Annotated in this window: 12 protein-coding genes; 7 read left to right on the top strand and 5 right to left on the bottom strand. The window is 67.7% G+C overall.

The genetic code is table 11. From position 1 onward, the window contains the following. Positions 1-61: 61 nt before the first annotated feature. Positions 62-1891 carry a putative bifunctional diguanylate cyclase/phosphodiesterase gene (locus ACFWU5_RS15050; RefSeq protein WP_379267555.1) on the bottom strand — a complete coding sequence of 610 codons (1830 nt, stop codon included), beginning with the start codon at positions 1889-1891 and terminating at the stop codon, positions 62-64. A gap of 79 nt (positions 1892-1970) precedes the next feature. Next, complete coding sequence (gene serS / locus ACFWU5_RS15045) at positions 1971-3227, bottom strand: serine--tRNA ligase (RefSeq protein ID WP_379246111.1); 1257 nt, start codon at positions 3225-3227, stop codon at positions 1971-1973. 80 nt (positions 3228-3307) lie between these two features. On the opposite strand from serS, the gene ACFWU5_RS15040 reads away from it, so the two are divergent. The 6 genes from ACFWU5_RS15040 to ACFWU5_RS15015 all read left to right on the top strand — a co-directional run bounded on the left by ACFWU5_RS15040 (position 3308) and on the right by ACFWU5_RS15015 (position 8880). Continuing rightward, positions 3308-4990, top strand: a complete 1683-nt coding sequence (locus tag ACFWU5_RS15040; protein WP_379267554.1) for an aldehyde dehydrogenase family protein — start codon at positions 3308-3310, stop codon at positions 4988-4990. 36 nt (positions 4991-5026) lie between these two features. After that, positions 5027-6100 (top strand): septum formation family protein, encoded by a 1074-nt coding sequence (locus tag ACFWU5_RS15035; RefSeq protein ID WP_379267553.1) that lies wholly within the window; start codon positions 5027-5029, stop codon positions 6098-6100. A gap of 14 nt (positions 6101-6114) precedes the next feature. Further along, a complete protein-coding gene (locus ACFWU5_RS15030) occupies positions 6115-6453 on the top strand; it encodes a metallopeptidase family protein (protein WP_379246349.1) in 339 nt (112 codons plus the stop codon). A 109-nt stretch (positions 6454-6562) separates the two neighbouring features. Then, positions 6563-6874 carry a PE family protein gene (locus tag ACFWU5_RS15025; RefSeq protein WP_379246105.1) on the top strand — a complete coding sequence of 104 codons (312 nt, stop codon included), beginning with the start codon at positions 6563-6565 and terminating at the stop codon, positions 6872-6874. Positions 6875-6919: 45 nt separating this feature from the next. Continuing rightward, on the top strand, positions 6920-8047 hold the full coding sequence (locus ACFWU5_RS15020) for a PPE family protein (RefSeq protein WP_379267552.1): 1128 nt from the start codon (positions 6920-6922) through the stop codon (positions 8045-8047). Beyond that, positions 8044-8880 carry an ESX secretion-associated protein EspG gene (locus ACFWU5_RS15015; protein ID WP_379267551.1) on the top strand — a complete coding sequence of 279 codons (837 nt, stop codon included), beginning with the start codon at positions 8044-8046 and terminating at the stop codon, positions 8878-8880. The genes ACFWU5_RS15020 and ACFWU5_RS15015 overlap by 4 nt, the downstream gene beginning before the upstream one ends. Here the strand turns inward: ACFWU5_RS15015 and ACFWU5_RS15010 are convergent. The 3 genes from ACFWU5_RS15010 to ACFWU5_RS15000 form a co-directional block, all read right to left on the bottom strand. Continuing rightward, complete coding sequence (locus tag ACFWU5_RS15010; protein ID WP_379246099.1) at positions 8877-9545, bottom strand: histidine phosphatase family protein; 669 nt, start codon at positions 9543-9545, stop codon at positions 8877-8879. The genes ACFWU5_RS15015 and ACFWU5_RS15010 overlap by 4 nt on opposite strands. Continuing rightward, entirely contained in the window at positions 9542-10456 is a 915-nt protein-coding gene (pheA, locus tag ACFWU5_RS15005; protein WP_379267550.1) for a prephenate dehydratase, read from the bottom strand. The genes ACFWU5_RS15010 and pheA overlap by 4 nt, the downstream gene beginning before the upstream one ends. 262 nt (positions 10457-10718) lie before the next feature. After that, positions 10719-11141, bottom strand: a complete 423-nt coding sequence (locus ACFWU5_RS15000) for a hypothetical protein (protein WP_379267549.1) — start codon at positions 11139-11141, stop codon at positions 10719-10721. Positions 11142-11241: 100 nt separating this feature from the next. Here ACFWU5_RS15000 and ACFWU5_RS14995 point away from each other — a divergent pair, with 100 nt between their 5' ends. Then, positions 11242-12003, top strand: coding sequence for a DUF2470 domain-containing protein (locus ACFWU5_RS14995; RefSeq protein WP_379267548.1), 762 nt, complete (start codon positions 11242-11244; stop codon positions 12001-12003). Positions 12004-12232 lie beyond the last annotated feature (229 nt).

Genomic DNA, 12232 nt, shown 5'->3' with positions numbered 1-12232 from the left:
GCCGTAGATGAGCATTCGCATGAGCTCTATCGTTCGCGCCGAAACCTGGCAGGTCAAGCGATTAAACGAGGGGGATCCAGCCGTTGGCGGCCAGGGAATCGTCCTCGTCGGTGGGGGGGAGGGCTCGGCCTTCGTTGAGGTCGTTGATGAGGTCGGCTACGGGGTGGGAGTCGCTGTAGTGGTAGCCCTGGGCGAGAGCGAAGCCCAGTTCGGTGAGGACTGCGGCTTGGTATTCGGTTTCTACGCCTTCGGCGATGACCTGCAGGTCGAGGGATTTGCTGAGGGCGGCGATGACGCCGAGCAGGGGTGGGGCGGGGGAATCGGAGCGGATGGCGGCGACGAAGGACTGGTCGACCTTGAGGATGTCGCTGGGGATGGTGGCCAGGCGGCTCAGGGAGGAGTAGCCGGTGCCGAAGTCGTCGATGGCGATGCGCACGCCGCGGTCGCGCAAGGTGTGCAAGTTGGTGATGGCGGTCTGGGATTCGGCGGCCAGTTCGGACTCGGTGACCTCGAGGACGAGTTGGTCGGCGGGCCAGCCGGTGTCGGACAGGATGGTGGCGACGCGTTCGGCGTATTCGGTTTCGGCCAGTTCCAGGCCGGACACGTTGACGTTGAGCGTGAGGTTCAGCGAGGCGAAGCTTTCCTGCAGGCGGGCGGCGTCGGCGCAGGCGCGGCGCAGGACCAGTTCGTCCAGGTCGGAGATGAGGTCGTATTCCTCGGCGACGCGGATCAGGCCCTCGGTGGTGACCTCGGGTTGCGCGCTGGACGACCAGCGCAGCAGCGCTTCGACACCGACCGCCTGGCCGCCGTCCTCGGTGAGGCTGACGATCGGCTGGTAGTGCACGTCCAACGCCCCGGTGTCGATGGCCTCGCGCAGTTCCACCGCAAGGGGCAGCTGACGCGAGGATTCCAGGACGGTGCGGTTGCGGCCCGCCTGCTTGGCCCGGTACAGGCCCACGTCGGCGCGGCTGATCAGCAGCGAACCGGATTCGCCGGGCTGCCAGGAGGTGACACCGGCCGAACATCCCATGGTCACCGCGGCGCGTAATTGCTCGGTGAGCAGGATCGCGGCCTGTTCGGTGGTGCCGGGCAACAGCAGCGCGAACACGTCGCCGCCGAAGCGGGCCAGCACTTGGCCGGGGGCCAGCAGGTCCAGCCAGGTGTCGGCGACGCGTTGCAGCACGGCGTCGCCTGCGCGGTGGCCGAGGTGGTCGTTGATCTTCTGGAAGCGGTCGAGGTCGACCAGGACAAGGGCCATGCCCTGCCCGCCGCGACTGGCCGCGTCGATGGCGGGGTTGAGCTGTTTCTCGAAACCGCGACGGTTGAGCAGGCCGGTGAGCACGTCGATATCGGCTTCGGCGGCCATCCTGGTGAGCACGCCGACGCACACGCCCGCGCCGAAGGTGACACCGGCGGGGATCAGCCCGGACCACCACGGCAACCCGCGCGCGGGCAACACCAGCAGACACAGCACCATCGCGAAACCGATGTGCGCGGCGGCCTGCGACCAGGCGAAGAACAGCGCGGCGTCGCAGGCGACGAACACGAAGAACGAGGCAAGGGTGATGCCGCCGACCAGGTTCGGGAAGTCGAAGACCGCGATCGCGACGAGAACGGTCGCGGTGGCCAGGTAGGCGTGGTGGAGGGCGTGCGGCATCCGCGGACCCCACAGCAGCAGCGTGAGACCCAACAGCACGGAGATGGCCGCCGCGACACCGACGACGGTGCGATTGCCGTCGTCACCCGGTGCCACCGCAGTGATCATCAGGCCGAGGACACCGCCGAGAACGTAGAACGCCCCCGTTGTCCTGGCCATAACCTTCGCCGTCGCCAACGCCGATGCCGCCCGCACCCGGGTTCGGGTATCGCCGCGCGCCCCGATTCCTCGCACGAGCACCAGCCTAGATGTTGATGGGTCACGGTGTTTGCCACATCCCACAAATGGGTTGCCAGCAAACTATGAGCGCATCTTACGGCTTCAACACGTCGGTGCCCACGAACGGGACCAGCGCCTGCGGCACGCGCACCGAACCGTCGGCCTGCTGGTGGTTCTCCAGGATCGCCACGATCCAGCGAGTGGTGGCCAGGGTGCCGTTCAACGTGGCCGCGATCTGCGTTTTCCCGTTCTCGTCGCGGTACCTGGTCGACAACCTGCGCGCCTGGAACGTGGTGCAGTTCGAGGTGGAGGTGAGCTCGCGGTAGGTCTGCTGGGTGGGCACCCAGGCCTCGCAGTCGAACTTGCGCGCGGCCGAGCTGCCCAGATCACCGGCGGCCACGTCGATCACCCGGTAGGGCACGTCGATGGCGGCCAGCATCTCGCGCTCCCACGCCAACAGCCGCAGATGCTCGGCATCGGCCTGCTCAGGCGTGGTGTAGACGAACATCTCGACCTTGTCGAACTGGTGCACGCGGATGATGCCGCGGGTGTCCTTGCCGTAGCTACCGGCCTCGCTGCGGAAGCACGACGACCACCCCGCGTACCGCTTCGGGCCCTGGCTCAGGTCGAGGATCTCCTCGGAGTGGTAACCGGCCAGCGGCACCTCCGAGGTGCCCACGAGATACAGATCCTCGGCGGGCAGGTGGTAGACCTCGGCCGCGTGCTGGCCGAGGAATCCGGTGCCCGCCATGATCTCCGGGCGGACGAGCACCGGCGGGATCATCATGGTGAAGCCGTTGGCCACGGCCTTCTGCGCGGCCAGCTGCAGCAGCGCCATCTGCAGCAACGCGCCGTAACCGGTGAGGAAGTAGAACCGCGAGCCCGACACCTTCGCGCCGCGCTCCATGTCGATCAGGTGCAGCGATTCGCCCAGTTCGAGATGATCTTTGGGTTCGAAGTCGAAAACCGGTGGGGTGCCGACGGTTTCGAGCACGACGTAATCGTCCTCGCCACCGGCGGGCGCGCCTTCCTGCACGACGTTGGAGATCGCGCGCTGGGCGGCGTCCAGGTCGGCGTCGGCGGCGTTCTGGGCGGCCTCGGCCTCTTTGACCTTCGCGGACATGTCGGTGGCGGCGGCCAACAGCGCGGGGCGTTCTTCCTTGCTCGCCTTGCCGATCACCTTGCCCATGGCCTTGTGTTCGGCGCGCAGGTTGTCGGCGGTGGCCACCGCGGCCCGGCGCGCGGCATCGGCTTCGAGCAGGGCGTCGACGAGCGCGGGGTCCTCACCGCGGGCCCGCTGCGAGGCACGGACGGCTTCCGGGTTCTCGCGCAGGAATCGGAGGTCGATCATGAAAAACAGCCTAGTTGTTTACGCAACTCTTAATCGCCGCGGCCTATCCCAATCGGCCCGCGCACGGGCATAGTTGCGGTGTGAGTACCTCTTTCGACACCGCCGTCATCGACACCGCGCTCGCCGACCTCACCGAGGGGGAGCGGACCTGGGCCGCGACGGGTCTGCGACGCCGCCGCGAACTCCTCGACGAACTGCACGCGCTCACCGCCCGCGACGCCGAGGCCTGGGTGGCCGCGGCGCGCACGATCAAGAAGCTCGACATCGACAGCCCGCTGCTGGGCGAGGAGTGGATGTCGGGTCCGATGACGATGCTGGCGGGCGCGCAGGCGTTGAGCGAGTCGATGGCCGCGCTGGAGAAGGGCGTCAGCCCGATCGACGGTGTCGCGCTCACCAGCGCGCCGGGCGGTCGGGTGGCCGTGCCCGCGCTGCCGCACGGCATCTTCGACAAGCTGCTGCTGAGCGGTTTCAGCGCGGACGTGTGGTTGAAGCCGGGTGTCGACGCCGGGACCGCGCGTCGCAAGGCCGGATTGGCGCAGCTCGAGCCGACGAAGACCGGTGGGGTCGGGGCGGTGCTCGGCGCGGGCAACATCATGTCGATCGCGCCGCTGGACACGCTGTACGAGCTGTACGCCAACAACCGGGTCGTTGCACTGAAACTCAACCCGATCACCGACCCGCTGCTGCCGGTGTTCCAGGCGATCTTCGCGCCGTTCATCGAGCTCGGCGTGGTGCGGATCCTCACCGGCGGCGCGCCCGAGGGCGGGTACCTGGTGAATCACCCGCAGGTCGCGCACGTGCACATGACCGGCGGCGCGCCCACGCACGACGCGATCGTGTGGGGGCCGGGGTCGGACAAGACCGGCGCGCCGGTGCTGGACAAGCCGATCACCAGCGAACTCGGCGGGGTCGCGCCGTGCATCGTGGTGCCCGGTGACTGGTCGGCGGCGGATCTGAAGTTCCAGGCCGAGCATGTGGCCACGCAGCGGCTGCACAACGGCGGCTACAACTGCGTGGCGGCGCAGACCGTGGTGCTCAGTGCGGATTGGGCGCTCAAGGAGCAGTTCCTGGTCGAACTGCGGGCCGCGATCGATAACGCGCCGGCGCGCACCGCCTACTACCCGGGCAGCGACGGTCGCGTGTCGGGCGCGCTCGCGTCGTACCCCGACGCCGCTCGCGCCAACGGGCGGTTGCTGGTCGAGAACCTGCCCGCCGGTGACACTCCCCTGCTGCGCACCGAGTACTTCTCCCCCGTGCTCGGCGTGGTCGAACTGCCCGGCCTCGGTGGTGAATTCCTCAGCAACGCCGTCGATTTCGCCAACGACGAACTGATGGGAACGCTGGGCGCCAACATCATCGCCGACCCCGCGACCATCACCGAACTCGGCACGACACTCGACACCGCGATCGAGAAACTGCGCTACGGCACCGTCGCGCTGAACGCCTGGACGGGCCTGGCGTTCCTCACCCCGCGCGCGAGCTGGGGCGCGTACCCCGGTCACACCATCGACGACATCCAGAGCGGCATCGGCGTTGTCCACAACGCGTTCCTGCTCGACGACGTCGAACGGACCGTGGTCCGCGGCCCCTTCCGACCCGCGCCCCGCGCGATTCTCGGCGGAGAATTCACCCTGAGCCCGAAGCCGCCGTGGTTCGTATCCAACAAGACCGGTAGCTCCACCGGCCGCAAGCTCACCGACTTCTACGGCGACGGGAAACTGCGTCGCCTGCCCGGCATCTTCTTCTCCGCACTGCGCGGCTGACCCGGTAGTTCGCGCGGACAAATACACTCGTCGACGATGTCGAAGAAGCAGAGCAATCCAGCACAGGGACCCGCCGCGCCCGGCCGCGGCGGTGCCCTGCACGTGTCCGCGTCGAAACTGCGCTGGGGGCTGCTGATCGCCGCCCTCGGCGCGATTCTGGCCGCCACGGTCACCATGGCCGTGACGGGCTTCGACACCGACAAGGTGGAAGCGCACCAACCCGGCGCCGAACCGGTCGTGCGGGACAAAGAGTTCAGCAGCGCTCAGCAGGGCGACTGTCTGACCTGGTCCAAGCCCGATCGCAGCGACCTGGTGAAGGTGAACTGCGGTGACAAGCATCTGTTCGAAGTGGCCGGTGTCATCGATCTGAGCGCCTATCCCGGGCGCGAGTTCGCCACCGGCACCCGGCACCCCGACTCGCTGCGGATGACCGAGCTGCGCGACGAACACTGCGTGACCGCGGTCCAGAAGTATCTGGGCGGGCGGTTCGACCCGCGCGGCAAGTACATGGTGAACGTGATGTCGCCCAGTCCCGCCGGTTGGGGCAACGGCGACCGGACGTTGCGGTGCGGGGTGCAGGTGGGCGGAACCGCCAGCAGCCCGGCCACCACCGGCAGCATCGCCGACCCCGCCACCGGCCAGTCCAAGGTCCACGCGGTGGGCACCTGCTTGGGCATCAACCAGAACCTGCCCACCGATCCGATCGACTGCGCGCAGCCGCACTCGGTGGAGATCGTCGGCACGGTCGACCTGGGCAATCACTTCACCGGCGGGCCGCCGTCGGAGGCCGATCAGGACAAGTACGTCGAGGCCGAATGCAACCGGTTGTCCAGCGAATACCTGGGCAGTCCGGACGCGATTCGCAACAAGACACTGACCATGTTCTTCGACGTGCTCGAGCCCACGAGTTGGCTCGCGGACAGCGATCAACTGGACTGCTGGCTCGGAAAAGGTGCCGACCGTGAGGGTTTCGCGCCCATCGTCGGGTCCGCGCGCGGGGAGATCTTGATCGACGGACAGGCTCCGGTGCCGCCGCCGAACTCCGGACGGTCCACTCCGGCGCCGCTGCCGGGTGCCGCGCCGCTGCCGCCGCAACCACAGCCGAGGTGACGTTGTCCGAACGGATGCCGGCGGCGCGTTTCGAGGAACTGGTCAGCGATGCGCTCGACCAGATCCCGGCGCAGTTGTCCAGTGCCATTGACAATGTTGTGGTGCTGGTAGAACCCCGAAACGACGAGGAACCGTCACTGCTGGGGCTGTACCACGGCATCGCGCTGACCGAGCGCGACAGCTACTACGCCGGATCGTTGCCCGATACCATCACGATCTACCGGGAGGCTATTCTCGACGTCTGTAGCTCGGACGACGAAGTGGTCGAAGAGGTCGCGATCACCGTGATCCATGAAATAGCACACCATTTCGGGATTGACGACGACCGGTTGCATGAGCTGGGATGGGGTTAGCGAAATTGGGTGGGGAATTCATGGAACCGATCGACCCGCTCTCGCGTCCAAGTACTCGTAGGGGGAATTCTCGTGGTTCCCGATAGCCGCCACCAGAAGGAGTCGGGTCATGGTTGGACACGTTCTCGTAGCACCTGAAATCGTCCTCGCAGCATCCGCCGAGCTCGATCTGCTCGCCGAACGCATCGCGATCGCCGCCGGCCTCGCCGGGCCGACGACGCATGTGTTGCCCTCGGGCGCCGAAGAGGTGTCGCTGCTGGCGGCATCGCACTTCAACAAGGCCGCGGCCACGCACGACAGCTCGGTAGCCCAGGCCATCCTCGAGCTGCACCACGCGGCCGCGACGCTGCGCTCGCAGCTGGCCACGCACATCGGGGAAGACGCGGTTCGCGCGGCGACGATCAACGCCGTCCAGATCTGACGCTGCGAACCCGTCGATGATCATTTACTCAGGGGAGAAAAAAGCATGACCGCAGGTATCACCGGGGTGTTCTGGCTGCCTCGCATGGCAGAAGTCAACTCCACCACTCTCAACGCGGGCGCGCACGCGGTCCCGATCAGCGCCGCCGCCACCTCGTGGGGCACGCTGGCCGCCGTGTGGGGCGACGCCGCCTTCACCATCACCCGCGTGATCGCCGAGGTCGGTGTCGGCCTGCAGGGCGTCAACGGCATGGCCGTGTTGGCCCGCCTCGCGCCGTTCGCGGGCTGGGCCAGCCAGCAGGGCATCATGGCCGCGACCATGGGCACCAAGTGCGCGGCCAACGCCACCGCCTACACCGTCGCCTCGATCGCGATGCCGAGCCTGCCCGAGATCCTCGCGACCAACACCGCGGTGGCCGCCTCGGCCAACCCGCCCGGTGTGGTCTCCGGTGCCTTCGAGGCCGCCGAGGTCGTGCGCCACGCGATGGACATCCGCGCCGCGCTGGTGATGGAGACCTACGAGGCCGCCACCACCGCCACGGTCGTCACGCCCGGTGAGTTCTCGATGCCGCCCGCGATCGCCAGTGGCGCGGGCTCCGCGCAGGGTGGCGACTTCGGTGGCGGCGACCCGGTGCAGACCGCGATGGCCGCAGCACAGGCCCTGGTGTCCAACCCGGGCGTGGTCAGCGCGGCCACCCAGGCCGCCAACACCGCCGGTGGCGTGCTCACCAGCGGTGTCAGCACCGTGGGCAACATCGGCGCCTCGGCGATCTCGGCGGCCACGGCCACCGTGCCCGCCGGCACCGCCGCTGCCCCCGCCATGATGGGTGGGCTCGGTGGCGCCGGTGCCGCGATCGGTGGCGCGGCTACCGCGTCGGCCGGTCTGGGCAGTGTCAACGCCGGTTCGCTGAAGCTGCCCGAGGGCTGGGGCGCACCCGCCGCCAACGCGACGGCAAGTGCTCCGGTGTCCGAAGCGGTGGTCAACCGTGCCGATTCCGCACCCGTGCGCAACACCGGCACCGGTGCGGGCAACCCGCTGATGGGTCGCGGCCAGAAGGGCGAGGAAGACGAGGAGCACGACGGCATCGACTACGTGCGCTCCGACGAATTCACCGACGGTCGCTACGCGGCCGAAGGCGTGATCGGCGCCGACCTCGCCGGAACGGCCAAGTGACCGTTCTGGGCTCGGGCAGCGGAGGTTCGCTGCTCGGCGCCGTCGTGCTCTCGCTCGACGACATGCAGTACCTGCTGGAAACACTGCAGTTCGACGAGATGCCCGTGGTGCTCGACGCCATGGGCCGCTATGACAACGTCACCGCGCACGACGCCGCCATGAACGCGGCACAAGACGCCCTGACCGAACGCGAGCTGCTGTTCGGTCAGGTGGTGGCACCGGAGCTGGCCGAACGGCTGCGGGTGCTCTACCGGCCGCAGTGGATCATCGCGATGCGGTGGGTGGTGGCCGGTCAGGTGAACCGATTCTGTCTGGCGCAGGGCGACGACCGCGCGGTCGTGGCCCTGCGCGGGCCGCAGTCGTACGTCATCGACGACGCGGGGCTGGATCTGCCCGGTGCGGTGCTGCAGGCACTGGGCCCGGTGGAAGCGCTCGAGCTGTACGGAATGAACGCTCCCACCGAGGATTTGGCGCCGATCTTCGGCGACACCGGTGACGCGGCCGCTACCGCGCAGCGCCTGAGCAAGGTGGGCAATCCGGCCACCGACGCGCAGACGTTGGCCTCGGCGCTGGTGGAGATCAACTCCTACGCCGAGATCGTCGGGGTGGCCTACGGTGACGGCACCCGCGACATCCAGGACAACCACATCGCCGTATTCAACACGCGCGCAGGCAGATTCATCATCACCGCCAGCGTCGCCGACGACGGGGTGAAGTGGTCGTCCATCGCCAGCGGGACCAACGCTCGCCTGCGCACGGCGGTGGCGGATCTGATCGAGTCGCTGCCGGTGCGCACCGAATTCCCTTCGGCGACAGCTGATTCCCGGTCTTAACCCATCGGGTCGTCGGCTGAGGGTTCTGCCTGGATGGTGAACGGTGGGGTGAACTTGCCCCACCGTAGGCATTCCCAGCCGCCGTCATCGGTGGGCAGCAGTTCGATGGTTTCGGTGTTGTCGAGGTGGTTGTTCGTGGTGAACGGCGGGGCCACCCCGGCCAGCCACTTGCCCAGTAGACGCATGCTCGCGCCGTGGTTGACGATCACCACGTCACCGTCGGCGTCGTCGGTGAGGAATTCCTCGCGTAGGCCGTCGAGTACGGGTAGGAAGCGGGCCAGCACGTCGTGGCCCGTTTCGCCGCCGGGGGCGCTCACGTCCAGGAAGCCGTGGTGCCAGCCGCGGTAGATCTCCTGGAACAGCTCGTGCGCCTCCCGGTCGGAGCGGCCGTCGAGGTCGCCGACCTGCACTTCGAACAGGCCATCCAGCACTAAAGCCGGTGTGCCCGTTGCTTCTTCGATGTGACTTGCGGTTTGGCGGGCACGTAAGGCGTCCGAAGAGACCAGCACCTGCGGTGCGCGTTCGAGGCTGGCGCCGAACGCTTTCGCCTGTGCCACACCACGTTCGGTGAGCGGCAGGCCCGGCACCTTCGTGTCCAGGATCTTCGCCACATTGCCCTCGGTCTCGCCGTGGCGCACCAGAATCAGTTTCGCGCGGGAAGTCATAGGTCCGCGACCCCCTTTCGCAATTGCGTCAACCATTCAGCCGCCGGCTCGTCCGACGGCGGCGGGGTGCCCACCGCCGCGGTCGCGGGCCAGGAGCCCAGGTATCGGACCTGTGTCGTACGATGCAGAGCCTTCAGAGTTTCGGCCACGGCCGGATCGTCGAGGTGGCCGACACAGTCGAGATAGAAGCGGTAGGTGCCCATGCCGGTGCGGGTGGGGCGGGATTCGATGCGGGTGAGATCGACGCCGCGCGTGGCGAATTCGGCGAACGCTCGCATGAGGGATCCGGGTTCGTTGGGGAGCTCGAGGACCACGGAGGTGCGGTCGGCGCCGGTGGGTTGCGGGGCCACGCCCGGTTGGGTGACCAGGACGAAGCGGGTGATGGCTTGGTCGTGGTCGGCTACGCCGTCGGCCAAGGTGACCAGGCCGAGGCGTTCGCCTGCCAGCGCGGTCGAGATGGCGGCATCGGCGGTGCCCGCGGCGACGTCTTCAGCGGCTGCGGCGTTGGAGGCCGAGGTGAAGGGGCGGGCTTCTGGCATGTTGCGGGCTACCCACTCGCGGACCTGGGCTGCGGCGACCGGGTAGGCGGCGAGGGTGCGGACGTCGGCGAGGGTGGTGCCGGGGCGGGCCAGGATGGTGAAGGTGACCTCTAGTTCGGTCTCGGCGATGATCTGTAGGCGGGGGCCGATGGCCAGGGAGTCGAGGGTGGCGGGGATCGAGCCTTCTACTGAGGATTCGATCGGGACTACTGCGGCTTCGACTTCGCCGGTGCGGATCAGGTCGAGGGCGGCGCCTTGGGTGGGCGCGGGAACTCGTTCGACGGGGGCGTCGAAGGCTCCGGAGGTCTCGAACTTCGCGAGGGCCATTTCGGTGAAGGTTCCGGATGGTCCGAAATACGCTATACGCGGCACATAGGCAACTTTAGCGACTTGTCCTGGGTAAGACTGGTCCTGGGCTGTGCGCCTTGCTGTGTTTGTTGGAGCGCTGGCGCGCTCGAGCGGGCCCCAGGGGGCCCTGATCTTCCCTCCCTACGGGCACTCCTTCGTCGCACCCTCCGGTCAGTCCAGATCAGGGCGGGGCCCTTTGGTAGAGACTTCCTGGTGACTACCCGAACCGAAAAGGTGGGGGTGTTCTTGGAGCTGGCGCGCTCGAGCGGGGCCCTCCCGTAGTGGGTTAGTTGTCCAGGACGCTCAGGGCTTCGGTTATTGCCTGTTCGTTGGGGGTTTCTATTGCCAGTAGGACTGTGCGGGTTGCTTCTATGGCGGCGGGTTTCAGGGAACGCAGGAAGGCCAGGTCTGGGGTTTTCAGGGCGGTGGGGATGTCTTCGCCGCAGAGGGCGGCTACGGTGCCTGCTACTACGGCCAGGGCTCGGGGGCCGCTGGTGGTGTGGGCGGTGAAGCCTTGGGGGGCGTGGGCGGCGCCTGCTAGGTAGGCGGCTAGGTCTGGGTCGGGGATGTCGGCGTCGACCGGGTGGGGGGAAGTGCCTGGGGGGCGAATCAAATCCGCTACCAGGCTGCGGCGGGCGGGGGGTGAGAGGTTGAGCAGGACGGGTTCGGCGGGGGTGGGGTGGGCTTCGCCGTGGTCGTCGTGCGTCATTTGTTCACCGTATCGGCTGGGGTGTCGGGGTGTCCTCTTGCGTGGCGGGCGTTTGTAACTTAGCTTAGGTTTACCTAATTCAACGTTGCCGGAGGTTGTCATGTCGAGCCCCACCACACTCCTCGCGCCGACCATCGCCGAGCGAGTGCGCAGTGCGTGCGCTCATGCCGAGACGGCGGTGCTCGCGCTGCCGGGTATCGATCCGGTTCCTACCTCGCTGCATCATCTGCGTCGGTGTGGGGACGCGGTGATCGCGGTGCCCGAGTCCTGTCTCGCGGCGGCGCTGGCGGCTACGGCCAATGAGACCTCGGCGGTGCTCGAGCTCACCGATCATGCGCCGCTGCCCTTGCGTGAGCCGGTTCGGGCGCTGGTGTGGTTGCGGGGGTGGGTGCGGCAGGTGCCCGCGCAGGCTCAGCGGGCGCTCGCGGTCGAGATCGCCAAGGAGTACCCGCATCCCGGGCTGCTCGATGTCGGGCACGGGGTGACTTTGTTGCGGATCGTGGTGAATTCGGCGGTGCTCGCTGATACGACGGGGGCCGAATCCGTCGACCATGCCGACTTGCGGGCCGCCACGGCTGATCCGTTCTGTGAGATGGAAAGTGCTTGGCTGCAACATATGTCGGAGGATCATGCGGATGTGGTGGCGTTGTTGGCTCGGCATCTGCCGACTCGGCTGCGTGGCGGGATCGTGCATCCGCTGGCTATCGACCGGTACGGTCTCACGCTTCGTGTCGAGAGTATTGATGGCGATCATGATGTGCGCCTGCCTTTTCCGGCGCCGGTCGAAGATATCGAGTCGTTGAGTCGTGCGGTTCGTGTGCTGGCGGGGTGTCCGTTCTTGAACGGCATTCGGCGTATTTGAGCTGTGTTTTTGGAGCGCTGGCGCGCTCGAGCGGGCCCCTGGGGGCCCTGATCTTCCCTCCCTCCGGGTACTCCTTCGTCGCACCCTCCGGTCAGTCCAGATCAGGGCGGGGCCCTTTGGTAGGGACTTCCTGGTGACTTCCCGAACCGAAAAGGCGCTGTGTCTTTGGGTCTGGCCTTGTCGGTGGTTACCCGGCTCAAAAGGTGGGGTGGTGTTGGGGTGGTGTCGG

Origin of the sequence: Nocardia sp. NPDC058640 (assembly GCF_042716995.1) — a bacterium.
Classification (GTDB): domain Bacteria; phylum Actinomycetota; class Actinomycetes; order Mycobacteriales; family Mycobacteriaceae; genus Nocardia.
This window is presented reverse-complemented; position numbering and strand designations above follow the sequence as displayed.

Coding starts and splice junctions, on each gene's coding strand:
- ACFWU5_RS14995 (WP_379267548.1), top strand. CDS start 11,242: ATGTCGAGCCCCACCACACTCCTCGCGCCGACCATCGCCGAGCGAGTG.
- serS (WP_379246111.1), bottom strand. CDS start 3,227: ATGATCGACCTCCGATTCCTGCGCGAGAACCCGGAAGCCGTCCGTGCC.
- ACFWU5_RS15000 (WP_379267549.1), bottom strand. CDS start 11,141: ATGACGCACGACGACCACGGCGAAGCCCACCCCACCCCCGCCGAACCC.
- ACFWU5_RS15025 (WP_379246105.1), top strand. CDS start 6,563: ATGGTTGGACACGTTCTCGTAGCACCTGAAATCGTCCTCGCAGCATCC.
- ACFWU5_RS15010 (WP_379246099.1), bottom strand. CDS start 9,545: ATGACTTCCCGCGCGAAACTGATTCTGGTGCGCCACGGCGAGACCGAG.
- ACFWU5_RS15030 (WP_379246349.1), top strand. CDS start 6,115: ATGCCGGCGGCGCGTTTCGAGGAACTGGTCAGCGATGCGCTCGACCAG.
- ACFWU5_RS15035 (WP_379267553.1), top strand. CDS start 5,027: ATGTCGAAGAAGCAGAGCAATCCAGCACAGGGACCCGCCGCGCCCGGC.
- ACFWU5_RS15020 (WP_379267552.1), top strand. CDS start 6,920: ATGACCGCAGGTATCACCGGGGTGTTCTGGCTGCCTCGCATGGCAGAA.